Origin of the sequence: Sphaerisporangium album (assembly GCF_003323745.1) — a bacterium.
GTDB lineage: Bacteria > Actinomycetota > Actinomycetes > Streptosporangiales > Streptosporangiaceae > Sphaerisporangium > Sphaerisporangium album.
In genome coordinates, this window is sequence record NZ_QOIL01000002.1 from 358,672 (window position 1) to 384,509 (window position 25,838).

At 72.0% G+C, this 25,838-nt stretch carries 25 protein-coding genes; 9 read left to right on the forward strand and 16 right to left on the reverse strand.

Annotation, left to right across the window (positions count from 1 at the left end):
- Positions 1 to 241: 241 nt before the first annotated feature.
- From DQ384_RS04150 to DQ384_RS04160, 3 genes are all read right to left on the reverse strand, one after another.
- Positions 242 to 1,252 (reverse strand): acetamidase/formamidase family protein, encoded by a 1,011-nt coding sequence (locus tag DQ384_RS04150; protein WP_114027317.1) that lies wholly within the window; start codon positions 1,250 to 1,252, stop codon positions 242 to 244.
- Positions 1,249 to 2,682: an APC family permease gene (locus tag DQ384_RS04155; protein WP_114027318.1), complete on the reverse strand. Its 1,434-nt coding sequence runs from the start codon at positions 2,680 to 2,682 to the stop codon at positions 1,249 to 1,251. Before DQ384_RS04155 ends, DQ384_RS04150 begins: the two co-directional genes overlap by 4 nt.
- 149 nt (positions 2,683 to 2,831) lie before the next feature.
- Entirely contained in the window at positions 2,832 to 3,926 is a 1,095-nt protein-coding gene (locus DQ384_RS04160) for a substrate-binding domain-containing protein (protein ID WP_114027319.1), read from the reverse strand.
- A gap of 48 nt (positions 3,927 to 3,974) precedes the next feature.
- On the opposite strand from DQ384_RS04160, the gene DQ384_RS04165 reads away from it, so the two are divergent.
- Together DQ384_RS04165 and DQ384_RS04170 are read left to right on the forward strand one after the other, a co-directional pair.
- Entirely contained in the window at positions 3,975 to 4,445 is a 471-nt protein-coding gene (locus DQ384_RS04165; protein WP_114027320.1) for a MarR family winged helix-turn-helix transcriptional regulator, read from the forward strand.
- A 55-nt stretch (positions 4,446 to 4,500) separates the two neighbouring features.
- Positions 4,501 to 6,084: an alkaline phosphatase D family protein gene (locus DQ384_RS04170; RefSeq protein WP_114027321.1), complete on the forward strand. Its 1,584-nt coding sequence runs from the start codon at positions 4,501 to 4,503 to the stop codon at positions 6,082 to 6,084.
- A 165-nt stretch (positions 6,085 to 6,249) separates the two neighbouring features.
- Here DQ384_RS04170 and rocD read toward each other — a convergent pair whose 3' ends face one another.
- From rocD to DQ384_RS43540, 6 genes are all read right to left on the reverse strand, one after another.
- Positions 6,250 to 7,503 (reverse strand): ornithine--oxo-acid transaminase, encoded by a 1,254-nt coding sequence (rocD, locus tag DQ384_RS04175; RefSeq protein ID WP_114027322.1) that lies wholly within the window; start codon positions 7,501 to 7,503, stop codon positions 6,250 to 6,252.
- The gene (ddaH, locus tag DQ384_RS04180; RefSeq protein WP_114027323.1) at positions 7,500 to 8,300 is read right to left on the reverse strand and encodes a dimethylargininase; all 801 of its coding nucleotides are present in this window, start codon (positions 8,298 to 8,300) and stop codon (positions 7,500 to 7,502) included. Before ddaH ends, rocD begins: the two co-directional genes overlap by 4 nt.
- Positions 8,301 to 8,453: 153 nt before the next feature.
- The gene (locus DQ384_RS04185) at positions 8,454 to 8,915 is read right to left on the reverse strand and encodes an Lrp/AsnC family transcriptional regulator (protein ID WP_114027505.1); all 462 of its coding nucleotides are present in this window, start codon (positions 8,913 to 8,915) and stop codon (positions 8,454 to 8,456) included.
- A 178-nt stretch (positions 8,916 to 9,093) separates the two neighbouring features.
- A complete protein-coding gene (locus DQ384_RS04190; protein WP_220182764.1) occupies positions 9,094 to 9,804 on the reverse strand; it encodes a hypothetical protein in 711 nt (236 codons plus the stop codon).
- Between the two features lie 102 nt (positions 9,805 to 9,906).
- A complete protein-coding gene (locus DQ384_RS43535; protein ID WP_114027325.1) occupies positions 9,907 to 10,623 on the reverse strand; it encodes a DUF5941 domain-containing protein in 717 nt (238 codons plus the stop codon).
- Positions 10,620 to 12,197 carry a CDP-alcohol phosphatidyltransferase family protein gene (locus tag DQ384_RS43540; RefSeq protein ID WP_114027326.1) on the reverse strand — a complete coding sequence of 526 codons (1,578 nt, stop codon included), beginning with the start codon at positions 12,195 to 12,197 and terminating at the stop codon, positions 10,620 to 10,622. Before DQ384_RS43540 ends, DQ384_RS43535 begins: the two co-directional genes overlap by 4 nt.
- A gap of 271 nt (positions 12,198 to 12,468) precedes the next feature.
- Here DQ384_RS43540 and recO point away from each other — a divergent pair, with 271 nt between their 5' ends.
- Both recO and DQ384_RS04210 read left to right on the forward strand, forming a co-directional pair.
- Positions 12,469 to 13,197: a DNA repair protein RecO gene (recO, locus tag DQ384_RS04205; protein ID WP_114027327.1), complete on the forward strand. Its 729-nt coding sequence runs from the start codon at positions 12,469 to 12,471 to the stop codon at positions 13,195 to 13,197.
- A gap of 47 nt (positions 13,198 to 13,244) precedes the next feature.
- Entirely contained in the window at positions 13,245 to 14,018 is a 774-nt protein-coding gene (locus DQ384_RS04210) for an isoprenyl transferase (protein ID WP_245966237.1), read from the forward strand.
- Between the two features lie 3 nt (positions 14,019 to 14,021).
- Here the strand turns inward: DQ384_RS04210 and DQ384_RS04215 are convergent, their stop codons facing one another.
- The 6 genes from DQ384_RS04215 to DQ384_RS04240 all read right to left on the reverse strand — a co-directional run bounded on the left by DQ384_RS04215 (position 14,022) and on the right by DQ384_RS04240 (position 18,199).
- On the reverse strand, positions 14,022 to 14,570 hold the full coding sequence (locus DQ384_RS04215; RefSeq protein ID WP_114027329.1) for a CGNR zinc finger domain-containing protein: 549 nt from the start codon (positions 14,568 to 14,570) through the stop codon (positions 14,022 to 14,024).
- A gap of 115 nt (positions 14,571 to 14,685) precedes the next feature.
- Positions 14,686 to 15,075: a Fur family transcriptional regulator gene (locus DQ384_RS04220; protein WP_114027330.1), complete on the reverse strand. Its 390-nt coding sequence runs from the start codon at positions 15,073 to 15,075 to the stop codon at positions 14,686 to 14,688.
- Positions 15,076 to 15,107: 32 nt separating this feature from the next.
- A complete protein-coding gene (locus DQ384_RS04225) occupies positions 15,108 to 15,941 on the reverse strand; it encodes a metal ABC transporter permease (RefSeq protein ID WP_114027331.1) in 834 nt (277 codons plus the stop codon).
- Positions 15,938 to 16,705 (reverse strand): metal ABC transporter ATP-binding protein, encoded by a 768-nt coding sequence (locus tag DQ384_RS04230; protein WP_114027332.1) that lies wholly within the window; start codon positions 16,703 to 16,705, stop codon positions 15,938 to 15,940. The genes DQ384_RS04225 and DQ384_RS04230 overlap by 4 nt, the downstream gene beginning before the upstream one ends.
- Positions 16,702 to 17,664 carry a metal ABC transporter substrate-binding protein gene (locus DQ384_RS04235; RefSeq protein WP_114027333.1) on the reverse strand — a complete coding sequence of 321 codons (963 nt, stop codon included), beginning with the start codon at positions 17,662 to 17,664 and terminating at the stop codon, positions 16,702 to 16,704. The genes DQ384_RS04230 and DQ384_RS04235 overlap by 4 nt, the downstream gene beginning before the upstream one ends.
- 73 nt (positions 17,665 to 17,737) lie before the next feature.
- A complete protein-coding gene (locus DQ384_RS04240; protein ID WP_245966238.1) occupies positions 17,738 to 18,199 on the reverse strand; it encodes a DUF6703 family protein in 462 nt (153 codons plus the stop codon).
- Between the two features lie 64 nt (positions 18,200 to 18,263).
- On the opposite strand from DQ384_RS04240, the gene DQ384_RS04245 reads away from it, so the two are divergent.
- The 3 genes from DQ384_RS04245 to DQ384_RS04255 all read left to right on the forward strand — a co-directional run bounded on the left by DQ384_RS04245 (position 18,264) and on the right by DQ384_RS04255 (position 21,014).
- Positions 18,264 to 18,545, forward strand: a complete 282-nt coding sequence (locus tag DQ384_RS04245) for an antibiotic biosynthesis monooxygenase family protein (protein WP_114027507.1) — start codon at positions 18,264 to 18,266, stop codon at positions 18,543 to 18,545.
- A 206-nt stretch (positions 18,546 to 18,751) separates the two neighbouring features.
- A complete protein-coding gene (locus tag DQ384_RS04250) occupies positions 18,752 to 20,140 on the forward strand; it encodes a glycine--tRNA ligase (protein ID WP_181871018.1) in 1,389 nt (462 codons plus the stop codon).
- Positions 20,141 to 20,414: 274 nt separating this feature from the next.
- Positions 20,415 to 21,014, forward strand: a complete 600-nt coding sequence (locus tag DQ384_RS04255; RefSeq protein WP_114027334.1) for a DUF6461 domain-containing protein — start codon at positions 20,415 to 20,417, stop codon at positions 21,012 to 21,014.
- Positions 21,015 to 21,042: 28 nt separating this feature from the next.
- Here DQ384_RS04255 and DQ384_RS04260 read toward each other — a convergent pair whose 3' ends face one another.
- Positions 21,043 to 23,118 (reverse strand): N-acetylmuramoyl-L-alanine amidase, encoded by a 2,076-nt coding sequence (locus DQ384_RS04260; protein ID WP_245966239.1) that lies wholly within the window; start codon positions 23,116 to 23,118, stop codon positions 21,043 to 21,045.
- Between the two features lie 291 nt (positions 23,119 to 23,409).
- Here DQ384_RS04260 and DQ384_RS04265 point away from each other — a divergent pair, with 291 nt between their 5' ends.
- Entirely contained in the window at positions 23,410 to 24,120 is a 711-nt protein-coding gene (locus tag DQ384_RS04265) for a sulfotransferase family protein (RefSeq protein WP_114027335.1), read from the forward strand.
- A 24-nt stretch (positions 24,121 to 24,144) separates the two neighbouring features.
- Positions 24,145 to 25,800, forward strand: coding sequence for an AMP-binding protein (locus DQ384_RS04270; RefSeq protein ID WP_114027336.1), 1,656 nt, complete (start codon positions 24,145 to 24,147; stop codon positions 25,798 to 25,800).
- Positions 25,801 to 25,838 lie beyond the last annotated feature (38 nt).

Below are 25,838 nucleotides of genomic sequence, written 5' to 3' on the forward strand. Positions count from 1 at the left end.
GCGCGGGCGGGGAAGGACGTCGCACGGACCGGGACGCGCGGGAGTGGATGAGCGGCGCGTCCCCGGCCGGGTCTTGGCGGCGCGGGGACGCTCCCGTGCCGGCCGGGTCCACGGGACTCAGGGATCCGCGTGGACTCAGGGATCCGGCCGGGTGAGGAGCGTCCCCGGGCCGCGTCCTTCGGTGGGGGGCCGGGGGTGGTGCGAAGGTTTACGAGGGGATCGGCGCGAGGACCGGCGAGGGTCAGCGGGAGGACAGGTACTCGCCGCCCAAGGCGCGGAGGCGTGAGTGGGCCGACTCGTACACCTCCGGGGTGCTGAGGTAGGCCTTGGGGAGCTTTGCGACCATCGTGTAGTTCGTGTCGCACACGTTGCCGACCGGCGCCTCGCCGCCCTGGCTGACGAGCTGGTAGGCGTCCAGCAGGTCGAGCCCGGTGAGCGACGAGGTCCAGGTGACCAGGTCGTGCTGGCTGATCCGGTAGGCGTCCTCCAGGGGCCGCGCGGAGCCGGTGGACATCAGGTGCGCGTCGTCCTCCAGCCGGGGCCACGGCGTCCCGACGCCCTTGATCAGCTCGACGGCGACGACCGTGTTCATGGCCGCCTCGACCGCCGTGCCGCAGACTTCGCCGTGGCCCTGGCGGCAGTGCCCGTCTCCGATGGAGAACAGGCCTCCCGCGACGTTGACGCCCAGGTAGACGGTCACTCCGGCACGCAGTTCCGGGGTGTCCATGTTGCCGCCGTGGGCGTCGGGGGTGATGGTCATCCGCGCCTCGGAGGCGGCCGGCGCGACGCCGACGGTGCCGTGCATGGGGTCGAGGGGCATCTCGACGCTGAAGTCGCCGCGCCTGGCCTGGTAGCGCACGACCCGCCTCTCCCGGTCGACCTCGTACATCCACACGACCTCGTCCAGCGGCGCGTGGAGCATCGCGGTGGTGTGGGTGGCGGTCAGCGCTCCGAAGTGCGGGAACGTGGTGGAGACCGCCCAGTCGCGCGCGGGTTCGATCGAGACGAAGTGCAGCGCGAGCGTGTCGCCGGGCTCGGCGCCCTCGACGTGGAACGGGCCGGTGACCGGGTTGAGGAACGGGAACTCGCACACCGCGGAGGGCAGGTCGTCCACGCCACGCACGCGCCCGCCGAAGCAGTCCTCGGTGAACAGCTCCACGATGGTCCCGGGCTTGATCGTCCCGACGGCGGGCCGTCCGCCGAAGGTGTACGACAGCTCGTCGGCACCGGGCTGGTAGGAGACGACGTTCACTCGGAGACCTCCGTGTTGATGGCGGACAGCGTGGGGCGGCGGCCCAGGGCGTAGGAGCCGACGAGGATGATCGCGCCGATGGCCAGCCAGACGATGCCGAGCACCTGGGCGGCGATCTTGGCGTTGACGACGACGTAGAGCAGGATCAGGAAGCCGGCGGCCGGGGCGATGAGGTGGCTCCACCAGTTGCGGCTGCGGCCCCGCACCACGTAGTGGACGACGACCGAGACGTGCAGGGCGAGGAAGGCCGTCATCGCGCCGAAGTTGACGAGGGCGCTGAGCAGCGTGATCCCGTCCTCCCTGGTGCTCATGTAGACGCCGAGCACCAGGGACACCGCGGCGACGAGGAAGGTCGCGTTGACGGGCACCTTGTGCCGGGGGTGCACCTTGCCGAGGAAGCGCGGGAGCTGCTTGTCGCGGGCCATGGCGAACAGCAGGCGCGAGGTGGCGGCCTGCGCGACCAGGGAGTTGGCGAAGCCCCAGGCCACGGCGGTGGCGACGGCCGTCAGGACGCTCAGCCAGTGGCCGCCCGCGTACTCGGCGGTGTCGTAGAAGGAACTGCCCGCGGGGTCGCCGTTCGCCAGCAGCTCCGCGCGGTTCGGGACCAGCAGCGCGGCCACCCACGTCTGCACGATGAACAGCGCGCCCGCCACCACCAGGGCGAAGACCATCGACCGGCCGAGCCTGCGCGTGCTCTCGCGGCTCTCCTCGGCGAGCATCGAGATGCCGTCGAAGCCGAGGAACGACAGCACGGCCACCGACACCGCGCCGAACACCAGCGGCCAGGAGAACGTCGAGGAGTCGAACAGCGGCGTGAACGCGCCGCCGTGCCCCTTCCCCTGCGCGAGGGCGACGAGCCCGATGACGATGAAGACGGCGAGGACGATCAGCTCGGCGACGAGCATGATGCGGTTCATCCGCGCGGTCATCTCGATGCCGAAGTAGTTGACCGCCGTGTTGAGCACGATGAAGCCGATGACCCAGGCCCAGATGGGGATGGCCGGGACGAACGACGCCATGGCGGCGCCGGCGACGAGGTACAGCAGCGCCGGGACGAGCACGTAGTCGAGCAGGATGACCCAGCCCGCCAAGAAGCCCACCGGCGCGGCGATCCCCCGGCCCGCGTAGGTGTAGACCGAGCCGGCCATCGGGAAGGCGCGCGCCATCTGCGCGTACGAGAGCGCGGTGAACGCCATCGCCACCATGCCGATGGCGTAGGCGAGCGCGACCATGCCGCCCGACCCCTGGAAGACGGTCCCGAAGATGCCGAAGGGGGCGATCGGCACCATGAAGATGAGGCCGTAGATGAGCAGGTCGGCGAAGCTCAGCGAGCGCTGGAGTTCCTGCTTGTAGCCGAAGCGCTCGACACCGGTGCCGTCGGCAGGGGGTGACGACGCGGACGAGGTCGGCGTCTCGTAGGGGGAGGACATGGACGGCTCCTTCGAACACGGGCAGAGCCGTACCATAGGACGAAACCCTTGAAAGCGAAAAGGTTTCGCGAGAAACTTTTACGCAAGGGACACACAGGTCCTCCGGCCAGGCGGACGGCGGGCGCGTCGTCGCTGTGGCCTGCGGTTTCTCAGTCGGAGGTCACCACATCGAAGTCCAGCCCGTCGGCCCGCCCGACGTACACGCGCTGGCGCACCTGGCGGCCCGAGAGGGTGAGGGCACCCCGGCCGCTGACGACGGTCGCGCCGTCGGCCGCAGCCTCGATCGCGGGCACCGCCGCCGAGCCCGCGCGCCGCACCAGGGCCGCCAGCATCATCACGCCCTCGTAGCAGCCGTGCCCGTGCCCGTTGAGCAGCGGCGCCGCCGGCCCGAACCGCCGGATGTAACGCTCGGCCAGGCCGAGGTTGGCGTCGGTCGACAGGCTGCCGAAGTACCCCATCGCGGCGTACAGCTCGCCGGTGGTGTCGCCGCCGATGGCGAGCAGCCCGTGCTCCTCCAGCGCCCCGCACAGGCGGGCGCAGCCGAGCCCGCTCGCGGCGAACGCCCGGTTGAACGCCACCAGGTCGCTGCCGATGAGGTTGACCAGCACCGCGTCCGGCCGCACGGAGGCGAGCCTCTCGATGATGGGGCCGGTGTCGATGCTGCCGGAGGGGACGAACCGCTCGCCGACGACCGTCGCACCCCGGGCGCGCAGGTGGGCGCGCGCCGAGGCGTGCACCAGGCGCGGCCAGACGTAGTCGTTGCCGAGCAGGAACCACCGTCGCGCCCGCCGGTTGTCGACGAGCCAGTCGAGCCCGGGGCCGACCTGCCGGGACGCGGGCTCGCCGAGGAAGTACACGCCCGGCCGGCGCGCGCCGCCCTCGTACGGAGGGGTGTAGACGAACGGCACCGTGCCCGCCGTGACCCGCTCGATGGCGACCCGGACGTCGCTCGTGTGGGTGCCCACGAGGGCCTGGACGGCTCCGGCGCGGGTCAGCCCGGCGACCTCCCGCGCGACCTCGGCCGGGGCGGCTCCGGCGTCGACGAGGACCAGCTCGACCTGCCTGCCGAGCAGCCCGCCCCGCGCGTTGACCTCGGAGGCGGCCAGCATGGCGCAGTTGATCGCGCACGGCCCGAGCAGGCCGAGCACCCCGGAGACGGGGACCACCAGGCCGACGCGCAGCGTGTCGGCCTTGAGCAGGTGAGCTTCGAGGGGGTCGATGACCACCGTGACGGGATCGGTCACGCGTAAGAGTATCCTCCTCGGGCACCCGCGGACGAAGGGAGTTCGGCGATGACGGCGGCACCTGGCGTCCCTCCCCGGCGGGAGGCGCCGGCGGCGACGGGGCTCGGCTCCTCGCTCGCCTATCTGCTGACCCGTGCCGAGCGCGGCGTCAACCGCGGCCTCGCGTCCGCGCTGGCCGCCGAGGACGTCTCGGTCGAGCAGTGGCGCATCCTCCAGGCGCTGGCGGACGGCCGCGGGCATTCGATGGGCGACCTCGCCGAGGCCGCGCTCATGCCCCACCCCACGCTCACCAAGGCGGTCGACCGGCTCGTGGACCGCGCGGTGGTGTATCGCGGACACGATCCTGCAGATCGGCGCAAAGTAGCGGTTTTCCTGGCAAATCGGGGCAGTGAGCTTCTGGGCCGACTGGAGGCGGGGATCGCCGAGCACCATCGGGCGATCCTGGCCACCTACGGCGCGGCCCGTACGGAGGAGCTGATGCGCGAGCTGGAGGGCCTGGTCGAGGCCTTGGAGGGCTGACCCGGGACGAGTTCGCGCATATGGTTCATATCGCTTGCTCTTGAGGGGAGGCCACGTGCCCGATCTGCTCGTTGGCCCGTTGCTGAGGTACGTCGACGAGGCCGGCGCCTCGATATGGGTGGAAACCAGTGAGCCCTGCGAGGTGACGGTCGAGGTCGGGGGGCTTCGCGCGGCCGAGCGCACGTTCACCGTCCACGGCCACCACTACGCGATCGTCGACGTCGAGGCGACGGGCCCGTACACCGTCGAACTGGACGGCCGGGCGGTGTGGCCGCTAGACGGCTTCCCGCCGAGCCGCATCTGCCCGGTCGAGGAGCTCGGGCGGGTCGTGTTCGGCTCCTGCCGCACGAGCGTCCCGCACGACGACGAGCACGTCAGGACGCACGGCGTCGACATCCTGCACGCCTACGGCCGCCGCCTCATGGAGGGCGAGGACCTGCCGAGCCTCATGATCTTCCTCGGCGACCAGGTCTACGCCGACGAGCCGTCCCAGCAGATGCTCGACTTCATCCGCTCCCGCCGCCAGGACGGCCCGGACGAGATCGTCGGCTTCGAGGAGTACGCCGAGCTGTACCGGCAGGCGTGGACCGACCCGGTCGTGCGCTGGGTGCTGTCGACCGTCCCCACCGCGATGATCTTCGACGACCACGACGTGCGCGACGACTGGAACACCTCCGAGACGTGGCGCCGGCAGATGGCCGAGGTGCCGTGGTGGCCGGCCCGCGTCATCTCGGCGCTCGGCGCGTACTGGGTGTACCAGCACCTGGGGAACCTCTCGCCGTCCGAGCGCAAGGCCGACCCCGTCTACGCGGCGATCCGCGCGGGCGGCGACGCCGACGGCGGCGCGATGCTCGACGCGTTCGCCGAGCGCGCCGACCAGGACCCCGCCTCCACGCGGTGGAGCTACTCCCGCGACATCGGCAGGACACGCCTGGTCATGCTGGACACCCGCAGCGCCAGGAAGCTGGACCGCGGCGACCGCCGCATGCTGGACGAGGACGAGTGGTCCTGGTTCGACGAGCTGGCCACCGGCGGCGTCGACCACCTGCTCATCGGGTCCTCGGTGCCGGTCTTCCTGCCGAGCGGAATCTTCGACGTCGAGAGCTGGAACGAGGCCGTCGCCGACGGCGCGTGGGGACCCCGGGCGTCGCGGGTGGCCGAGAAGATCCGCCAGGCGCTCGACCTCGAACACTGGGGCGCGTTCCGCAAGTCGTTCGAGGAGTTCGGCCGCGTCCTGGTCGACGTCGCCGCCGGCCGCAGGGGACGGGCGCCCGCGACGATCGTCCTGATGTCGGGGGACGTGCACTACTCCTACCTCGCCGCGGCCGGGCCGGTCTCCGCCGACCTGGACTCCGCGCGCATCTACCAGGCGGTCTGCTCGCCGATCCGCAACCCCCTGAGCCGCACGCTGCGCCTGGCGAACGTGATCGGCTCGTTCGGCGTGGCGAGCCTGGCCGGCGTCCTGCTGGTCCGCACGGCGAAGCTGCCCCGCCGCAGGTTCCGGTGGAAGATCACCAACGGCCCGTGGTTCCCCAACGCCCTCGCGTCCCTGGAACTGGACGGCCGCTCGGCCGTGGTCCGCTGGCACACCGCCCGCCCCGACTTCGAGGAACTGACCCGCATCTCCCTCACCTCCTGAGGACGCCTTCCCCTGAGGACGCCTTCCCCTGAGGACGTCTTCCCCTGAGGACGTCTCGCCTGGGGACGCGCGGCCTCGGGGACGCCGCCCTCGCCGTCGAGGAATGGCTGCGCGCCGCCGCCCGGCGGGCGGCGGCGCGCAGTTCGTGGTCCGGGCCCGCGGTTCCTAGCTTCTGCCCGCGTCCCTGGCCAGCTCGTCGAGTGCCTCGGCCAGGCGGTCGACGGCCCAGTTCAGGTCCTCCTCCGACACCACCAGCGGCGGTGCGAGGCGGATCGTCGAGCCGTGGGTGTCCTTGGCGAGCACGCCGCGGCGCATCAGCGCCTCGCAGACCTGGCGGCCGGTGCCGAGCCGCGGGTCGATGTCCACGCCCGCCCACAGGCCCCGCCCGCGGACCGCGACCACGCCGTGGCCGCCCTCGCCCGTCGGACCGACCAGGGCGCCCAGCCGCTCGTGCAGGACGGCGCCCAGCTCGCGGGCCCTGGCCTGGAACTCGCCGGTCCCGAGCAGCTTCACGACCGCCTCGCCGACGGCGCAGGCCAGCGGGTTGCCGCCGAACGTCGAGCCGTGCTGTCCCGGCCTGATGACGCCGAGGACGTTCTCGTCGGCCGCCACCGCCGACACGGGGACGACGCCGCCGCCGAGCGCCTTGCCCAGCACGTACATGTCCGGGACGACGCCCTCGTGGTCGCACGCGAAGGTGTCGCCGGTGCGGCCGAGGCCCGACTGGATCTCGTCGGCGACGAACAGCACGTTGTTCTCGTCGCAGATCTCCCTGACCTGAGTGAGGTAGCCCGCCGGGGGCACGAGCACGCCGGCCTCGCCCTGGATCGGCTCCAGCAGCACCGCGACGGTGTTCGCGTCGATCGCGTCCCTGATCGCCTCGGCGGAGCCGTACTTGACGATCTTGAAGCCGGGCGTCGCCGGGCCGAAGCCGTCCCGGGCGTCCGGGTCGGTGGAGAAGCTCACGATCGTGGTGGTACGGCCGTGGAAGTTGTCCTCCATGACCACGATGTTCGCCTGGTCCGGCGCGACGCCCTTGACCTCGTAGCCCCACTTTCGGGCCACCTTGATCGCGGTCTCGACGGCCTCGGCGCCGGTGTTCATCGGCAGGATCATGTCCTTGCCGCACAGCTCCGCCAGCCCCTGGCAGAACGCCGCGAACCGGTCGTGGAAGAACGCCCGGCTGGTGAGCGTGAGCCGCTGGAGCTGGTCCTGGGCGGCCTGGAGGATCGCGGGGTTGCCGTGGCCGAAGTTCAGCGACGAGTAGCCCGCCAGGCAGTCGAGGTAGCGGCGGCCCTCGACGTCGGTGACCCACGCGCCGCGCGCCTCGCGGACGACGACCGGCAGCGGGTGGTAGTTGTGCGCGCTGTGCCGCTCGCTCAGCCCGATCAGTTCCTGCGTGCTCTGCGGTGTGCTCATACGCGGATCTCCAGAGTGCAGCACTTCGGCCCGCCGCCGGCCTTGCGCAGCTCGCTCAGGTCGACCGGGATGACGTTCAGGCCCCGGCGCTTCAGCTCCAGGGACAGGTCGGCGGCCTCGGCGTTGACCACGACGTTGTGGCCGTCGCTGACCGCGTTGAGCCCGAGCACGGCGGCGTCCTCGGCGGAGGCGAGCACCGCGTCGGGGAACATGCGCCGCAGAACCTCCTGGCTGCCACGCGAGAAGGCGCCGGGGTAGTAGGCGACGTTCGAGCCGTCGATCGGGAACAGCGCGGTGTCAAGGTGATAGTAACGCGGGTCGACGAGCTGGAGCGTCACGACCGGGCGGCCGAGGAACTCCTGGGCCTCCTTGTGCGCGGTGATCGCCGTGCGGAAGCCGGTTCCGGCGAGGATCACGTCGTCCAGCGTGAGGAAGTCGCCCTCGCCCTCGTTCGTCTGCGTCGGCTCCATCAGGGGGCCGTAGCCGTTCTCCTGGAACCAGCGCAGGTAGGCGGGGCCTTCGGCGGCGCGCTCGGCGCTCGCGAAGCGGGCGCCGTACACCCGGCCGCCGACGACCAGGGCGCCGTTGGCGGCGAAGACCATGTCCGGCAGGCCCGGGATCGGATCGATCAGGCTGACGGTGTGACCCAGTTCCTCGTAGGCGTCCTTGAGCCGCTCCCACTGGTGGACGGCGGTGGCCGCGTCGGCGCCCGCGCTGGGGTCCATCCACGGGTTGATCGCGTACTCGACAGCGAAATGGTCGGGACGGCACATGAGGTAATGCCGGGTGTGGGCCATCTATCACTCCGTCGGAAAACGGCTGGTCGGGGATGCAATCAGCCTAGAAACGGGTAATGGTCCGGGCCAGCTGCGGACCTTGCGCGCCAACGTGGATCGGTTGCGTCGTAAAGGGCATTTTCGGCGATTCGTTGCGTTCGCCCGCGATGCGGTTTATGGAGTGACGCCGTTGCGGGTGTGCGGGATGTCGATGAGGCGCGAGAGCACGATCACGCTCTTGGTGCGCACGACGAACGGCTCCGCGGCCACCCGCTCGATGACCTGCTCGACGTGCCGGACGTCGGTGGCGCGGATGTGCAGCAGCGCGTCGGCCTCGCCGGTGATCGTGCACGCCGAGATGACCTCGGGATGGCGCGCCACCGCCGTGCCGATCTCGGCGGGCGAGGTCTTGCCCCGGCAGAACAGCTCGACGTACGCCTCGGTGGTCCAGCCGAGCGCCGAGGGGTCGACGCGGGCGGTGAAGCCGGTGATCGCGCCCGTGCTGAGCAGGCGGTCGACCCTGCGCTTGACCGCCGGGGCGGACAGCCCGATCCGCTGCCCGATCTCGGCGTACGTCGAACGGGCGTCCTCGACGAGGGCGCCGACGATCGCACGATCAAGCGCATCCAGCTCCACGGGCACCTGTATACAGCGCGTTCGGCCCTCACACACAGTCAGGGGTCGCCATAGGCGAGTACATCTCGGCCACGGCCCTGGCCGGCACCGCCGTGACCCTCGTCTTCGCCCGGCTCGGCCTCGCCGCGGGCACCCGCGGCTTCCAGCGTGAGAACGCCTGACGCGACGGGTGCAACGGTCAAGCGGAAGCGTCGTTCCCCGTCTCCCGGCGGCCCTCGACGTTGATCATCGCCTGGGCGTCGCGTACACCGGCCAGCCTGGCGAAACCCACGGCGTAGGCGTTCATGTTGCGCTGGAGGAGACGAAGGTCGGCCCGGCACTCGTCGTTGTCCGGCCAGTCCGCCTCCCGGCCTCCGGGATGGTCCTGCTCGTAGTCGCGCAGGCGCGGGTGCCAGCGGCTGAGGAACGGCCTCAGCTCCGCGTTGAGCATGTGGATCGCCAGGTGCTCGACGCTCTGCCCGCCCGGTACGTGCTGGGAGGGCCGGCTGGCCTTCAGGGTCTCACGGGTGTTCTGGAAGAGCGCGTACAGAGAGTTCATGGCCTCGCGGACCAGGCCCTCGTCGTCGTGCAGAGGCTGGGTGGAGATCCGTGAGACCGTCTCCACGAAGAACTTCCAGGCCGTCTGCCTGCTGTCGTCGTTGACCAGGAAGGTCAGCTCGCTCACCTGGGGGACGGTGATCTTGACCTCGGTGAGCCGTCCGCTGCGCCGGTACATGCGCATGACCACCGCGGTCGCCACACCGGCGACGCCGCCCGTGATGATGAAGAGGTTCCTGCCGTTCACCAAGGTCACTCCATGAACCAGCAGGCCGGTCACCGCCCCCACACCGGCTGAAGCGATCAGGCGGACGGGGCCGCTCAGCCTCGTCCACCATTCGATGCGGCTCACCCTGTATAACGGCACGCTGCTCCCGGCCTGTCGTCCCCGCTCGAAAGTGCTACAGATCGGACTGTAACGGGTCGGGGAGGTTCACGGCAGGCGACGGCGTCGCTAGGCCTTGTCGGCCTCGCCCGTGGCCTGTTCCATGGCCTCTTCGGGGGAGGCCTCCAGGTCGTCGGAGGCCTGGGCGGGGGAGGCCTGCTTGTCCAGGCGGACCCAGCTCGTGACGCTCTCGACGGCGAACAGGACGCCGAGGTAGACGCACATCACGGCCACCACCCAGTCCAGCACGCCGAGCGCGGCGCCCGCGCCGAGCAGCAGCAGGCGGACCTCCCAGCCGAGGCCGGCCTGGAACACCCAGGGCGCGGGCCAGATGCTCTGCCGCGTGCGGTACACCGTGTCGTAGGTGTGGTAGCCGATCACGTAGATCAGCACGAACAGCAGCCACTTGGGCGTGTCCGCGGCCAGGCCGAGCAGGATGATCGTCAGGAACTCGGTGCCCCGGATCAGCGGCGGGACCAGCCAGTCGAACCGGCCGAGATGGTCGCGCGGCGCGGTCGGGACGACCAGGACGACCATCGCGAGCACGGGCAGCAGCGCCGCGGGCCCGGAGCCGTCCCCGAGGACGCCGGTCACGCCGACGGCCACGACGGCGAGCAGCGCGGCCAGGGCGGCCGGAACCGGGGGCAGGCCCGGGCCCATCCTGCCGCGCAGCACCGCTACGAGCGGGCCGTCGTCGCGGTAGGCGAGCAGGCGGGCCGTCTGGACGCGGCGGCGTTCCTCGTCCGGGTCGGGGACGGCGGGGGCGGCCTGCGGGTGGGTGATCATGCGAGCGACCTCATGAGACGTCCGGTCAGAGTGTAGGCGGCGGCGATGCCGCCCCAGATCACGAGCGTCAGGAACGTGACCCGGGGCTCGAACACGGCCGCGGTGACGGCGATGGCGGCGAACCGCTCGCCGATCGGGAAGACGATCATCTTGCGTGCCCAGTGGACGGCGCGGAACCGCCCGGCGCGCGTCCACAGCTTGAGCAGGCCGCGCACGCCGCCGGTGCGGGTGGTGCGGCGCTGCTCCAGCGCGTCGCGCAGCGGGCGGTCGTCGGCGGCGGTCAGCTCCAGCGTCGGCAGCGGGAGGGGCGGCCTGCGCCGGTTGGCCACGCCGAAGGAGAAGTCCAGCAGGTGGCGCACCGACTGCACCGACAGCGCCACCAGCGCGAGCGTCCACACGTCGCCCTGGCCCGCCACGATCGAGCCGACGGCGAGGCCCGCGAACACCACGTACTCTTTGGCGCGGTCGAACGTCGCGTCCAGCCACGCCCCCAGCACGCCGAACTTGCGGGCGTACCGGGCGACCTGGCCGTCCACGCAGTCGAACACGAACGCGAAGTAGATGAGCAGGCCGCCGGCGATCGCGCCCGGGCGCGTGCCGGTGGCGAAGGCCAGCGCCGACAGCACGCCGAGCGCGATGGAGATCATCGTCACCTGGTTCGGGGTGAGACCGCGCCGGGCCGCCCAGCGGGCGATGAAGCGCGAGTAGGTGCTCACGAAGAACGTGGTGAAGAAGCCGTCGGCGCCCTTGACCGCGTTGTTCAGCCGCGCGCGGTCCTCGTCGTAGCCCGCCATGGCGGCCACGGCGGCGTCGGCCTCGGCCTGCGAGGCGGTGCGGGCGTAGAACAGGTCTCTGCGGCCGCGGATGCCGACCGACACGCCCCTGCGGACCAGGCCCAGGACCAGGAGCTGGACGATGTCGTCCTCGGGACCGAACAGGTGGGCCATGCCGGCGAGCTCGCGGGCAGCCTCGGCGAGGGTGGCGGCGTGACGCGCCTGGACGTGCAGCGGGCCGAGGAGGATCGCGTTCGGCCGGGTGACCGCGTGGTAGGCCGAGCCGACCGACACGACGCGCGTGCGGCTCACCCGCGCCCGGACCGCCAGGCCCTCCAGGACGCGATCGCCGATCTCGGGCCGGGCCTCCTCGATGGGGACGTCCGGCTGGATCGGCTCGCCGTTCTCGTCCTCCTCGCGCGGCTCCCGGGCGACCAGGGCCAGCGCGCCGCGCTTGGCCTTGGTGATCTGGTAGATCAGCTCGTCGTGGATCACGGCGCCCGCGGGGATCAGGAACAGGTTGTCGCCCGCCCCCTCGGCGGCGTCGGCCAGGGCGCGCAGGTCACCGGCGAGATCGGCGGACTCCACGACCTGCCCTGGACGCCGCCGGTAGCCGTCGGCGTCGCCTGGGCGGGCGATGGCGAGCGGCTCGGGGTCCACGGAGGCGACCTGGCCGTACAGCCGGTCGAGGACGGTGGGGGAGCCGGGAAGCGACGTCAGCGCCAGCCGGGCGGGCGGGACGGGCGGCTCGGGGGAACCGATCGGGCCGGGCGAGGAGCCCAGCAGGACCACGCGGGTCATGTCACCCTTTCAGGCAGCGTGCGGGGAGCGGCGGCGGACGTGAAGGGGCGTCGCCAGGGGGAAAAGTTTAGTGACTGTTCGCCTGGAGGATGCCATCCATGGTTGACCCGAGATCGATTCGTCGCTTGGCGGTGTCAGATCACGTTTAACCCATAGTCAGGGGTTTTACGTAATTTGTCCATATTTCTTATAACCGGCGAGCCATGATCCCCCGGCGGCCGGACGGGGGCGAGGTCGCCCCGCGGTGCCCGCACCTCTCTAGACTGGGCGGGTGAACCTCTACCGCGACGAGGGCATCGTGCTGCGCACCCAGAAGCTGGGCGAGGCCGACCGCATCGTCACGGTCCTCACCAAGCGCACCGGCAAGGTCCGCGGGGTCGCCAAGGGTGTCCGGCGCACCATGTCCCGGTTCGGCGCGCGGCTGGAGCCCTTCACCCACGTCGACGTCCAGTTCCACACCGGGCGCTCGCTCGACGTGGTCACCCAGGTCGAGACGCTCAGGCCGTACGGCGAGGCGCTGGTCTCCGACTACCCGCGCTACACCGCGGGCACCGCCATGCTGGAGACCGCCGACCGGCTGGTCATGGGCGAGAAGGAACCCGCGCTGCGGCAGTTCCTGCTGCTGGTCGGCGGGCTGCGCACCCTGGCCGACCGGGGCCACGAGGCCAGGCTCGTCCTCGACGCCTACTTCCTGCGCTCCCTCGCGGTCGCCGGATACGCCCCGGCGCTCGACTCCTGCGCCCGCTGCTCGACCCCCGCGATCAGGGCCTTCGCCATCGCCGCCGGCGGCGTGGTCTGCGGCGGGTGCCGTCCGCCCGGCGCCGCAGTCCCCGCCGCCGAGACGATCGGCCTCATGATCGCCCTCACGCGCGGCGACTGGGCCTCCGCCGACGCCTCCGAGCAGCGCCACCGCGCCGAATGCAGCGGCCTGGTCGCGGCTTACCTGCAATGGCACCTCGAACACGGAATACGCTCGCTACGACACGTCGAGCGCGTCTGACGCCTGGTCGTCGGCGGCACTCCCGACACCTACAGGAGAAGCAGATCGTGAACGTCCGCCCGCCCTCCCCCCATCCCTCGGGAGCCGTGCCCCCGAACATCCCGCGCGACCTGATCCCCCGCCACGTCGCCATCGTCATGGACGGCAACGGGCGCTGGGCCAAGGCTCGGGGGCTGCCGCGCACGGAAGGGCACCGGGCGGGGGAGGCGTCGCTGTTCGACGTGATCGAGGGGGCTATCGAGCTCGGCATCCCCAACCTGTCCGCCTACGCCTTCTCTACCGAGAACTGGCGGCGCTCGCCCGACGAGGTGCGGTTCCTCATGGGCTTCAACCGCGAGGTGATCCGCAGACGCAGGGACGAGCTGAACGCCATGGGCGTGCGGGTGCGCTGGGCCGGGCGGCCCGGGCGGCTGTGGAAGAGCGTCATCGGCGAGCTCCAGGAGGCCGAGCGGATGACGCGGGGCAACAGCACGCTGACCCTGCAGTTCTGCGTGAACTACGGCGGCAGGGCCGAGATCGTCGACGCCGCCGTCCGCCTCGCCGAGGACATCGCCGCCGGGCGCGTCAAGGCATCCAAGGTCACCGAGCGCACGTTCGCCCGCTACCTCGACGAGCCGGAGATCCCCGACGTCGACCTCTTCGTGCGTTCCTCGGGCGAGCAGCGCACGTCCAACTTCCTGCTCTGGCAGTCCGCGTACGCCGAGATGGTCTTCCTGAACCAGCTCTGGCCCGACTTCGACCGCCGCGACCTGTGGCAGGCCTGCGAGATCTACGCCAAGCGCGACCGGAGGTACGGCGGCGCCGTCCCCAACCCCGTCTGAGCCTCAGGCGCGTCTGCGGGCCCTGTAGGCGGCGACGTGCATGCGGTTGCCGCAGGTGCGGCTGTCGCAGTAGACGCGGGAGCGGTTGCGGGACTCGTCCATGAAGACCTTGTCGCAGTCCGGGGCGGCGCAGGTGCGCAGGCGCTCCCATTCGCCCTCGACGAGCAGGTGGGCGAGCGCGACCCCGAAGTCGGCCGCCAGGTGGTCGGCCACCGAGGACCCCGGCGCGAAGTAGTGCACGTGCAGGGGGAAGTCGTCGTGCTCGGTGAGGTGGGCGGTGATCGGCGTGCGGTCCAGCAGGACGTTCAGCCGCCGGACGGCCGTGGCGGCGTCGGGCGAGGCGAACAGCTCGTGGAAGGTGGCCCGCAGGGCGCGTACCTGCGTGAGGTCGGCCGCCGCGACGGTCTCGATGCCGCTCACCCGGTGACGCGTGAGGTAGGCCTCCAGCCCGGCGACGTCGGTGAGCCAGTCGGGGCCGCCGGTCTCGGGCGCGGAGTTGATCAGGTCGGCGACGGCCGTGAGCGAGAGCAGCATGTCATGGCTTAACGGCATGTGCTTCCCCTCGGACGGGGCGCGGACCGGCCGCGCGCGAGGCTGTGGGGCGAGGAACGGCCGGGCCGTCCTCCGGTTCCCCTTCCCGGAAGGGTATCCCGTCCCCCGGCGGCGATCAGCCCGCCGAGGCGACCGACGCGCAGGACCCGCAGGTCCCGAAGACCTCGACGGTGTGCGTGATCGACGTGAAGCCGTGCTCGGCGCCCACGGCCTCCGCCCACCGCTCGACGGCGGGCCCGGCGACCTCGACCGTGTGCCCGCAGCGGCGGCAGACCAGGTGATGGTGGTGGGTGCCGGTGGCGCAGGCCCGGTAGACCGACTCGCCGTCGTCGGTGCGCAGCACGTCCACCTGCCCCGCGTCGGCCAGCGACTGGAGCGCGCGGTACACGGTGGTGAGGCCGATCTTGGCCCCGCCGGCGCGCAGCTCGGCGTAGATGTCCTGCGCGCTGCGGAACCCCTCGCTCTGGACGAGGACGTCCCGTACGGCTTCACGGCGGCTCGTCAAGGGCTGCGCTCCTTCGCACGGCGTAGGCGCGGTCACGGGCCCGCCTCACGTGCGCGGCCCCGCCGTACGAATCTACCCACGCCCAGGGTGAGGACGAACCCGCCGAGCGCCAGAAGAACGATCGCCGCCCCAGGCGCCACACCCGCGTAGAACGCGGACGTCAGCCCGCCGACCGTCGCCGCCACGCCGAGGCTCATCGCCAGCAGCATGGTGGTCACGAAGCCGCGGGTGACCTGCTGGCTGGTCGCCACCGGCACCACCATCAGGGCGCTGACGAGCAGCAGCCCGACCACCCGCATGGCGATCACGACGGTGAGCGCGGCGGTGACCGCGATCAGCAGGCTGAGGAAACGCACCGGCAGCCCGTTGACCCGGGCGACCTCCTCGTCCTGGCACAGCACGAACAGCTCGCGGCCGAAGACCGCCACCACGCCGAGCACGAAGACGGCCAGCACCGCGATCACCCACACGTCCTGCGTGCTCACGCTGCTGATCGAGCCGAACAGGTAGGAGGTGAGGGTGGAGTTGCTGCCCCCGGGGGCGAGCCCGATGAGCAGCACGCCGCCCGCGATGCCGCCGTAGAACAGCAGCGCCAGCGCCACGTCCCCCGTCGTGCGGCCCCGCGCGCGGACCAGCTCGATCGCGACGGCCCCGAGGACCGCCACCACGACGGCGGTGAGCACCGGGGCGGTGCCGGTGAGGAAGCCGAGGGCCACGCCGGTGAGGGCGACGTGGCCGATGCCGTCCCCCAGCAGGGCCAGGCGCCGCTGGACGATGAAGGTGCCCACGGCGGGCGCGGACAGGCCCACCAGCAGCGCGGCGGCCAGCGCCCGCCACATGAAGTCGTACTGCAGCATCTCGATCATTGGCGGGACCCCGGCCACGGCTCGTAGGCGTGGCCGTCGCCGTCCGGGGGCGCGCCGTCGTGGACGACCACCCCGTCGCGCAGGACCACCGCCCGCGTGACCAGCGGTGCGATCGGGCCGAGCTCGTGCGCCACCAGCAGCACGGTCTTCCCCCGTTCGACCAGGGCGGCGAGGGTGTCGGCGAGGTGGCGCTGGCTCTCGGCGTCGACGCCCGCCGTCGGCTCGTCCATGACGAAGGTGTCCGGATCGCCGGCGAGCGCGCGGGCGATCAGCACCCGCTGCTGCTGGCCGCCCGAGAGCCACCCGACCGGGTCGCCCGCGCGGGACGTGAGGCCCACCGCCTCCAGGGCCATGGCGACGGCGGCGCGGTCGGCGGCCCCGGCGCGGCGCAGGCGGCTCTGGCGGGCGATCCGCCCGGAGGCGACGACCTCGCGGACGGTCGCGGGCACGCCGCCGCCGACCGAGAGGCGCTGCGGGACGTAGCCGATGCGCCACCAGTCGCGGAACCGGGCCGGCGGAACGCCGTACAGCTCGGTGGAGCCGCCCGACAGCGGGGCCAGGCCGAGCAGGGCGCGGATCAGCGTGGACTTGCCCGAGCCGTTGGCCCCGAGCACCGCGACGACCTCGCCGGTGGTCACGCGAAGGTCGATGCCCCGCAGCACGGGACGGCCGTCGAGCGCGACCCGGCCCTCGGTCATCGCGAACGCGGCCGAGGTGGCCGCCTGCCGCGGCGCCACGCCGGTCGCCTGTGCTGATCGGGTCATGGGCATCCAAGTGCGGTACGGAGCGCGGAGAGGTTGGCGCGCGCGGCGGACAGGTAGTCGCCCCCGGAGGGACGGCTCTCGATCGGGTCGAGCACCGCCGTCCTGGCCCCGACCTCCCCGGCGAGGACCTCGGCGACCTTGGGGCTGACGAGCTCCTCGGTGAAGATGGTGGTCACCCCTTCCCTGCGGGCGGTGCCGGCCACCTCGGCGAGGCGGGCGGGGGAGGGCTCGGCGTCCGGGTCGATGCCGCTGATGCCGACCTGCTTGAGCTTGTAGCGGTCCGCGAGGTAGCCGAACGCGGTGTGGCTGGTCACCAGTGTGCGGTTGCGGCACCCCGCGAGCGACCGCTGGAACTCGGCGTCCAGCGCGGTCAGCTCGCCGGCCGCCGACGTGGCCCGGGAGGCGTACGCCGCGGCGTGCGCGCCGTCGGCGCGGCCGAGCCGCTCGCCGAGCTTGGTGACGGCGGTGGCGAGACGCGCGGGGTCGAGCCAGACGTGCGGGTCGTAGTCGTGCGGCTCCCCGGACTGCTCGGCGCGCTGCTCGGCGGTGGCCGGGATCGTGGCGACCATGGACGCGACGTCGAACGCCTTGTCCGCGGCGTGCTCCTGGACGGCCTCGTCCACCGCGGGCTGGACTCCCTTGATGTAGACGATCAGGTCGGCGTCCTCGATGCCGGCGATCTGGCGCGGAGTCAGCTCAAGATCGTGCGGCTCGACGCCGGGCTGGGTGAGACCGGTGACCCGCGCGTCGGGCCCGCCGACCTTGCTGGAGATCCATTCCAGCGGATAGAACGCGGCGAGGACCGTGGGCCTGCCCCCCGACTCCTCCGCCGAGGCGGTCACGCCCCTGGAGCACGCCGCCGTGGCGAGGAGCGCGCCGACGCCCGCGAGGGCGGCGGCGACCCGGTGGAGGCGCGTGGGACCTAGGGGTCGGCGGTATTCGGACGAAAAGGACGACACACTGACGAGTATGCGGCAGAATGAAAACCGTTGTCAAAACCGCCCGCCGTCGCCCCAAATAACCCATAAGGGATTAAAAGATCAGGCCGAAACGCTCCGCGGCCAGCAGGATCAGAAAGGTCGCCAGCGCCACCCGCAGGAATCGGGCCCACGGCCCGAGCGACGGCCACGACATGTACGCCAGCCAGCCCACGAAGCCGAGCACCGGCAGCGCGGCGATCCCGCCCCGCCAGTCGGGCAGGGCGAGGGCCACCAGCAACAGCACGACGAGGACGACGGGGAGGATCCAGCGCGGCAGCCCGTACAGGTAGACGAGCGGGGTCGCGCTCTTGACCTCGACCGCGCGGCGCACCCCCGTGGCGCCCGGCGTGACGAAGTGCTCTCCGCGGGGCAGCGGTCTCTGCGCGCCCGGACGGCCCGCGCCGCCCTTCGCGCCCCCGGCCGGACGCCGGGCGAGCGGATGCGCGGGAACGGAGCGCCGCGGCGAGCCTGGGGAGGACCCTGAGGAGTCGGCGGGTTCGTGCTTGTCGGCCACTGTTCGAGCCTAACGGGGCCGGACCCCGCCACGGCACCCGGTGTGTGCTGGCATGCTGAACGGCATGTTCGCGGTCATCAGGTACTCGGTCCCGGAGGCGCGCGCCGAGGAGTTCGCGCTCAGCGCCAGGCTCATTTTGGACGTCCTGGCCGCGCAGGCCGGCTATCGGAGCGGGCACATCGGCAGGTCGGTGGACGAGCCGAACCTCTGGGCGGTCGTCACCGAGTGGGACGGCGCCGGCTTCTACCGGCGCGCCCTGTCGGCGGCCCGCATGCAGATGTACCCCACGATGAGCCTGATGATCAACGAGCCCAGCGCCTTCGAAATACTGGTCAGCAACCCCTGACCCAGTCCGCGCACCGGCTCAAAGGCCCCGCAACCGTGGAAGAACGCCGACTCATAGGCGCCCCGAACCGCCGCGCCGGAGGCGGCCATAGGAACTGTGGGCGGGTCGCGTCGTGGGTTCCCCTAAGCTTGGTGCTGATCGAGCAGGTGACGCGCCCTGTGATCGTCTCGACCCAACCCCGACCGCCAGCCGGATGGAGATTCTTGATGGCCCGCCGTACCGACATCATGGACACGATCGTCAGCCTCGCCAAACGCCGGGGCCTCGTGTACCCGTCGAGCGAGATCTACGGAGGTCTGCGCGCGTCCTGGGACTACGGTCCGCTCGGCGTCGAGCTCAAGAACAACGTCAAGCGCGAGTGGTGGAAGTCCATGGTCCAGGGCCGCGACGACGTCGTCGGCCTCGACTCCTCGGTGATCCTCGCCCGCGAGGTGTGGGAGGCGAGCGGCCACGTCAAGGAGTTCGTCGACCCGCTGACCGAGTGCCAGTCCTGCCACAAGCGCTTCCGCGCCGACCACCTCGAAGAGGCCTACGCCGAGAAGCACGGCGGCAAGGCCCCCGAGAACGGCCTGGCCGACCTGACGTGCCCCAACTGCGGCACCAAGGGCGCCTTCACCGCGCCGCGCATGTTCAACGGCCTGCTCAAGACCTACCTCGGCGCGGTCGAGGACGAGTCGGGCCTGGCCTACCTGCGGCCCGAGACGGCGCAGGGCATCTTCATCAACTACCTCAACGTCCAGCAGTCCTCGCGCAAGAAGATCCCGTTCGGCATCGGCCAGATCGGCAAGTCCTTCCGCAACGAGATCACGCCGGGCAACTTCATCTTCCGCACCCGCGAGTTCGAGCAGATGGAGATGGAGTTCTTCGTCAAGCCGGGCTCGGACGAGGAGTGGCACCAGTACTGGATCGACGAGCGCTACCAGTGGTACGTCGGCCTCGGCATCGACCGCGACAACCTGCGGCTGTACGAGCACCCGAAGGACAAGCTGTCGCACTACTCCAAGCGCACCGTCGACATCGAGTACCGCTTCAACTTCACCGGTTCCGAGTGGGGTGAGCTCGAAGGCGTGGCCAACCGCACCGACTTCGACCTCAGCACCCACGCCGCGGCCTCCGGCACCGACCTGTCGTTCTTCGAGCAGGACTCCGGCGAGCGCTACGTGCCGTACGTCATCGAGCCGGCAGCCGGCGTCGACCGCTGCGCGCTGACCTTCATGATCGACGCGTACACGGTGGACGAGGCCCCGAACGCCAAGGGCGTCATGGAGCAGCGCACGGTGATGCGCCTCGACCACCGCCTCGCGCCGGTCAAGGCCGCCGTCCTGCCGCTGTCGCGCAACGCCGACCTCTCGCCGAAGGCCCGTGACCTCGCCGCCCAGCTGCGCCGCCGCTGGAACGTCGAGTTCGACGACGCCGGGGCCATCGGCCGCCGCTACCGCCGGCAGGACGAGATCGGCACGCCGTTCTGCATCACGATCGACTTCGACACCCTCGAAGACCAGGCCGTGACGATCCGCGAGCGCGACTCGATGGCCCAGAAGCGCATCGCCCTGGACCAGGTCGACTCCTACCTCCGCCAGCACCTCAACGACTGACGGCCACGGCGCCCCGGCGTCCCGCCTCAGGCGGGACGCCGGCGCGCGGTGGCGGGGGATGCGGCATTACTCCGTTATTTACGCCGACGTGAATTGACCCGTTTCGCGCCTTATGTTGGTGCTTTCGCGCGGTTCAGAGGACAGCACGGCGGCGACATCACGCCGTCACGGTGATTCCATGGCCCCGTCATGGCCCGGCCACCGGTGGAGCCGAAAATTGTCGGTCGGCTCGGCCGGTACTCGGCCGGCTCACTCCGGACAGCCGGGAGATCACGTGAGCGGTGTCACCTTGGACGAATACGACTGGTTCTCCACCAGCGACCTCGGCTTCTGCTTCACCTTCGTGCGCGGTCTCACGCCCGAGGAGGCCTTCCAGCGCATCGGCGTCGAGCTGCTGACCGACGAGAACGAGGAGGACGAGGACGTCCTCGGGGGAGTGCTCCGCGCGGAGCCCGCCGACGGGGGCGCCCTGCTGATCGAGGAGAACGGGTACGCGGGCACGATGGACGAGCTGCTGCGCCCGCTGTCGGCGGGGACCGCCGTGGCCAGCGTCTTCCGCAACGGCGACTTCGACCAGACCTTCGTGTACTACGAGGACGGCAGGGAGATCCTGGGCTTCGACCCCCAGTTCCCCGGCGACTCGCGCTCCGGCGCCGAGCCCGACCGGCACCTCGCCGACATGCGCGACCTGGGGCTGATCGCCGAGGACGGCGAGGACGGGCCGGACGCGGGCGTCGAGGCCGCCCTGGCGCTGGCCGAGCGCCTCACGGGCGTCCGGGCCACGCCGGACGAGCACGAGGGACCGGAGGGGCCCGGCGGCCCCGGGAATCACGGGGGCAGCATCGGGCTGAAGGGCATCCTGCCCGACTACTGATCACCGCAGGTCACCCGGGACCCCCTGATCACCCCCCGGTCAGGCCCGGCCGGTGCGACCCCTTCACCGCCGAGGGCAGCAGGTCCACGTCGTCGGCCATGACGTACGCCACGCGGTGCCCGAGCTGGATCTGGTAATACACCGTGCGGCCCCGGACGACGGTGTGCGTGGCCGAGTCGAACGTCACCGCGTAGTAGTACTCCCCGCGCACGGCCAGCCCCACCGAGTAGCGCTGCCCCTCGGGGATCACGTACTGCAGCGGTACGATCCGCTGCACCGGGACGTTCGGCGGGTAGGCCTCCGCCTCCGGGTACGCCCGGCCGTAGACCGGCGCGGCGGACAGTCCCCGCCTCGGCGTGACCACCAGCCCGGACGCGTTCACCGCCGTCGGCCGGTGGTGCGGGTTGCGGAACCACGCGAGCTGGCCGAGGTACCAGATGGCCGTCCAGTCGCCGCGCCGCCCCGCCAGGGCGAACTGCTGGCCGGTCGTCGCCCGCGCCCCGTGGTCGTACACGTCGTACGTCGACTCGCCCGGCTTGCGCCCGATGTCCCGCACCAGCGGCGCGTCCTCGCTGGGCTCGATGTGCAGGCGCACCGACGCCGAGCCGTGCGGCGGGCAGTCCACGCCCGGTTTGTCGCAGCCGGTGTAGCGCAGGCGGTAGGAGGCGTAGTCGGTGCTGATCGTCACGAGCCCGCCGCGCGCGCCCGCCGTGGGGTGGAACGGGCGGCCCAGCAGCTCGAAATAGTGGCCCCAGTCCCAGTACGGCCCCGGGTCCACGTGCATGCCCGCGACCGTCGCAGGCGTGGTGCCCGGCACGTTGTCGTGGCCGAGGATGTGCGCCCTGTCCAGCGGGATGTCGTACCTTTTCGCGAGAAAGCGCACCAGCCGGGCCGAGCTGCGGTACATCGCCTCGGTGTACCAGGCACCGGCCTTCGCCAGGAACCCCTCGTGCTCGATGCCGATCGACTTGGCGTTGACGTACCAGTTGCCGGCGTGCCAGGCGACGTCACGGGCGCGGACATGCTGCGCGATGTGCCCGTCGGCCGAGCGGATCGTGTAGTGCCAGCTCACGTACGCCGGGTCGGCCACCAGCCGCAGCGTCCGGTCGTAGGTCTCCTCGGTGTCGTGGACGACGATGTACTCGATCTTCTGGTTGCGCGGCCGGTCCGACAGGTCGTGGTTGCCGTACGAGCCGGGAGCGCCAGGAAGGAGCTGGTAGGGCGCGGGGAGCCACTCGCAGGCGAGCCGCTTCGGGCACTCGACGTTCTTGGCCTCGGCCGCGCGCAACCCCAGGCGCTCCACTTGCTCCATACGCGGGGCGATCTCCGGCGAGGCCGGCAGCGAAACCTCGAAACCGTCGTCGGTGACCCGGCTCGCCCCCTCCTTGAGCAGGGAGAACACCTCGTCGGCGAACTGGCGGGCGGTCAGGTCGTCCTCGGCGCCCGAGTAGCGCGCCACGGCGCCGTACCAGTCGGCGGGGTCGGCGCTCGGCGGGGCCTGGAGGTCCTTCTGGTACTGGGCGAGCAGGGCGGCGCCGCCGAGCACGTTCGCGGCCGGGTCCTGGGTCAGCTGCGCCACGGGGATGCCGGTGAGCCGGGCGGCCTCCTCGGCGGTCCGCGACCGGGGGTCCTGCTCCGGGGCCGGGTCCGCCGACGGGAGCGGGGGCCCGGACGGACGGGAGTCGTCGCCGCGCGGATCTTCGGCGCCGTCGCCGTGGTGCGGGACGGCGCCGGAAAGGGCCGTGCGGGCGTCGGTGAGGTGCATCGGCCCGTATCCGGCGGTGACGCTGGGCAGGCCCTGGTTGGCGTCCCAGCGGGACTCCAGGTAGGAGACGCCCAGCAGGACGGTCACCGGCACGCCGTACCTGCCGGCCGCCGCCTCGAAGTCCCGCTGCCGGGAAGGCGGCCCCGGGGGACCGGCGGGCGTGCCCCCGCCCGGCGTCGTCTCGGTCTTCGTGGACTCGGCGCGCGCCGGCGCGATGGAGGCGGGCGTCAGGACGAGCGTCATGAGCGTGACGAGCGCGGTCGCGGCCGCGAAGCCCGCCGCCGACCCCGCCAGGCCCGCCCGGACCGGCCTTCCGCGCCTCAAGGACCCCTTCGACACGACGGTCAGAGTACGGGATCTTGAGCATGAATGACATTCTTGTCATCCGGCGTGTCAAGGAGTATCGGGGCGCGCCGGACCCCCGGCCGTCCCGAGGTCCGGCGCGCATGTCAGGCTGGGTTGAAGGGCTGATCGCGCCGTCCGCCGATCGCCGCCGGAGGCCGAAGGCGGATTCCCGGGAGCCGGTCGCCCTCGGCCCGCCGGTCAGGACGCGGGTCCGGTCAAGGCAGGGGTGATCGTCGCCTCCGGCCCCGCCACCCCTGCCGTCGGCATCTCCGCACGGGAGGTCACATGCTGGAAGTCATCGGAGCCGGCATGGGACGAACAGGTACGTACTCGCTCAAGACGGCCCTGGAGCGTCTCGGTCACGGTCCCTGCCACCACATGGCGTCGCTCGACGGCGACCTCGCCCGCATCGGCGCGTGGGAGGCGGCCGTGCGCGGCGCGCCGACGGCCTGGGAGGACGTCCTCGGCGGGTACCGCGCCACGGTCGACTGGCCGTCGTGCTACTTCTGGGAGGACCTGGTGTCCGCCTACCCCGAGGCGCGGGTCGTCCTCACCGTGCGCGACCCGCACCGGTGGTACGCGAGCGTGCACGAGACGATCTACCGGTCCAGCCACCGCCAGCCGGGATGGGCGGGCCTCGCCATGCGGCTGGAGGACCGTGCCAGCGCCGCGCTGCGCCACCGGCGCCGGCTGTGCGAGCGGGTGATCTGGCAGGGCACCTTCGGCGGCCGCTTCGACGACGAGGCGTACGCCGTCGACGTGTTCGACTGGCACATCGCCCACGTGATGGCGGAGGTCCCGCCCGACCGCCTGCTGGTGTACAACGTGTGCCAGGGCTGGGGCCCGCTCTGCGACTTCCTCGGCGACCCCGTCCCCGGGGAGCCCTTTCCCCGCCTCAACGACACCGCGTCCTTCCAGCGCATGGCCAGCCGCCGCCGCCACCGCGTGCTGACCCTGCGTCCGATCCGCGCCGACGACCACACGGCGGTCCGATGACGCGGCGAGGGCGAGGAGGCCGGCATGCGGGAGTTGATCGCGGCGCTGAAGCCGCCGATGGGGGAGCGAGCCGAGAAGTACTACGCGGAAGGCTGGTGGCGCGGGGAGACCTTCGCCGACGACCTGCGGGCCGCGGCGGCGGAGTCGCCGGAGAAGACGGCGTTCGTCACCTGGCGCCACGCGGAGCGGAGGGAGGTCAGCCTCACCTACGGCGCGCTCGCCGGGTACGTGACCCGGCTCTCGGAGGGGCTGCGCGGCCTCGGGGTCGAGCCGGGGGACGCGGTCGCGTTCCAGCTCCCCAACTGGTGGGAGACCGCGGCGCTGAACCTCGCGTGCCTGAACGTGGGCGCGATCTCCGTGCCGCTGATGATGACGCTCGGCGCGCGCGAGATGGAGCTGATCCTGTCCGGCACCGAGGCCCGCGTCTGCGTGGCCGTCGCGGAATGGGACGGACGACGCCCCGCCGAGCGCCTGGCCGCGACGGCCGGCCGCCTGCCGGGCCTGCGCCACCGCGTGACCATAGGCGCGGACGGACCCGCCGGGACCGTCCCCTTCGGCGACCTGCTCGGCGGCGACGCGCCCGCGGACGCCGGCTGTCTCGGGGACCACCGGGGCGAGGGGAGGAATCCGGACGAGGTGTCCGTGGTGCTCTTCACGTCGGGGACCACCGGAGAGGTCAAGGGCGTCCTGCACACCCCGAACACGCAGTACGCCTCCGCCCGGCCCCGGCAGCGGGGGCTCCGCGACGTCCCCGACCCGCGGGTCGCCACGCCCGCCAACCTGACCCACTCGGTGGGGATGCGGACCGACGTGCTGCTGCCCCTGGTGACGCGGACCACCTCCGTGTTCGCCGACACCCGCGACCCGGACGTCTGGCTCGACCTGATGTCCCGCCATCGCGTCACCCACTTCCTCGCGGCGCCGGAGATGCTGAGGCACCTGGTCGCCGCGCAGCGCGGACGCCGCCGTCCGCTGCCGTGCCTGCGCGTGGTGACCAGCTCTGCCGCGCCGCTGCACCCCTCTCTGGTCGCGCCGGTCCGGGAATTGCTGTGTCCCGGGCTCGTCAACGGCTTCGGCATGACCGAGACCGGAGGCGTGACCATCACCGCGCCCGGCGACCCGCCGGACTGGCCGGGGCACAGCATCGGCCGTCCCGCGCCCGGCCGCGAGGTCCGCCTGCTGCCGGGCCCCGGAGGTGAGGCGTCCCGCCTCCAGGTGCGCGGCCCGTCGGTGTGCGTGGGCACCTTCGCGCTGCGCGACCTGCGCACGACCTGGACCCCGGACGACACCGACGGCTGGTTCGACACCGGCGACCTGGTCCGCGAGGACGGGCGCGGCGGCCTGACGTACCTGTCCCGCGCGGCCGACCGCGTCGGAAGCCCGCACCCGATCCCGGTGCTGGAGGTCGAGGACGAGCTGCTGCGCCACCCCGCCGTCGCCGACGTGGCCGTCATCGGCTGCGGCGAGCACGGGACCGGGGCGGAGACCGTGTGCGCCGTCGTCGTGCCCGACGGCCCCGCCCCCGACCTCGGCGCGCTCCGGGAGCACCTCGCCCGGACGGGCATGACCGAGTGGTATCTGCCGACCCGCCTGGAATGCGTGGACGTGCTCCCCCGCAACGAGCTCGGCAAGGTGCGCAAGAACGAGCTCCGCGCTCGCTTCGCCGGCGGCGGGGCGTGATCCCCCCCCCGGCGAACGCCCCGCCCGAGGGCGAGCGG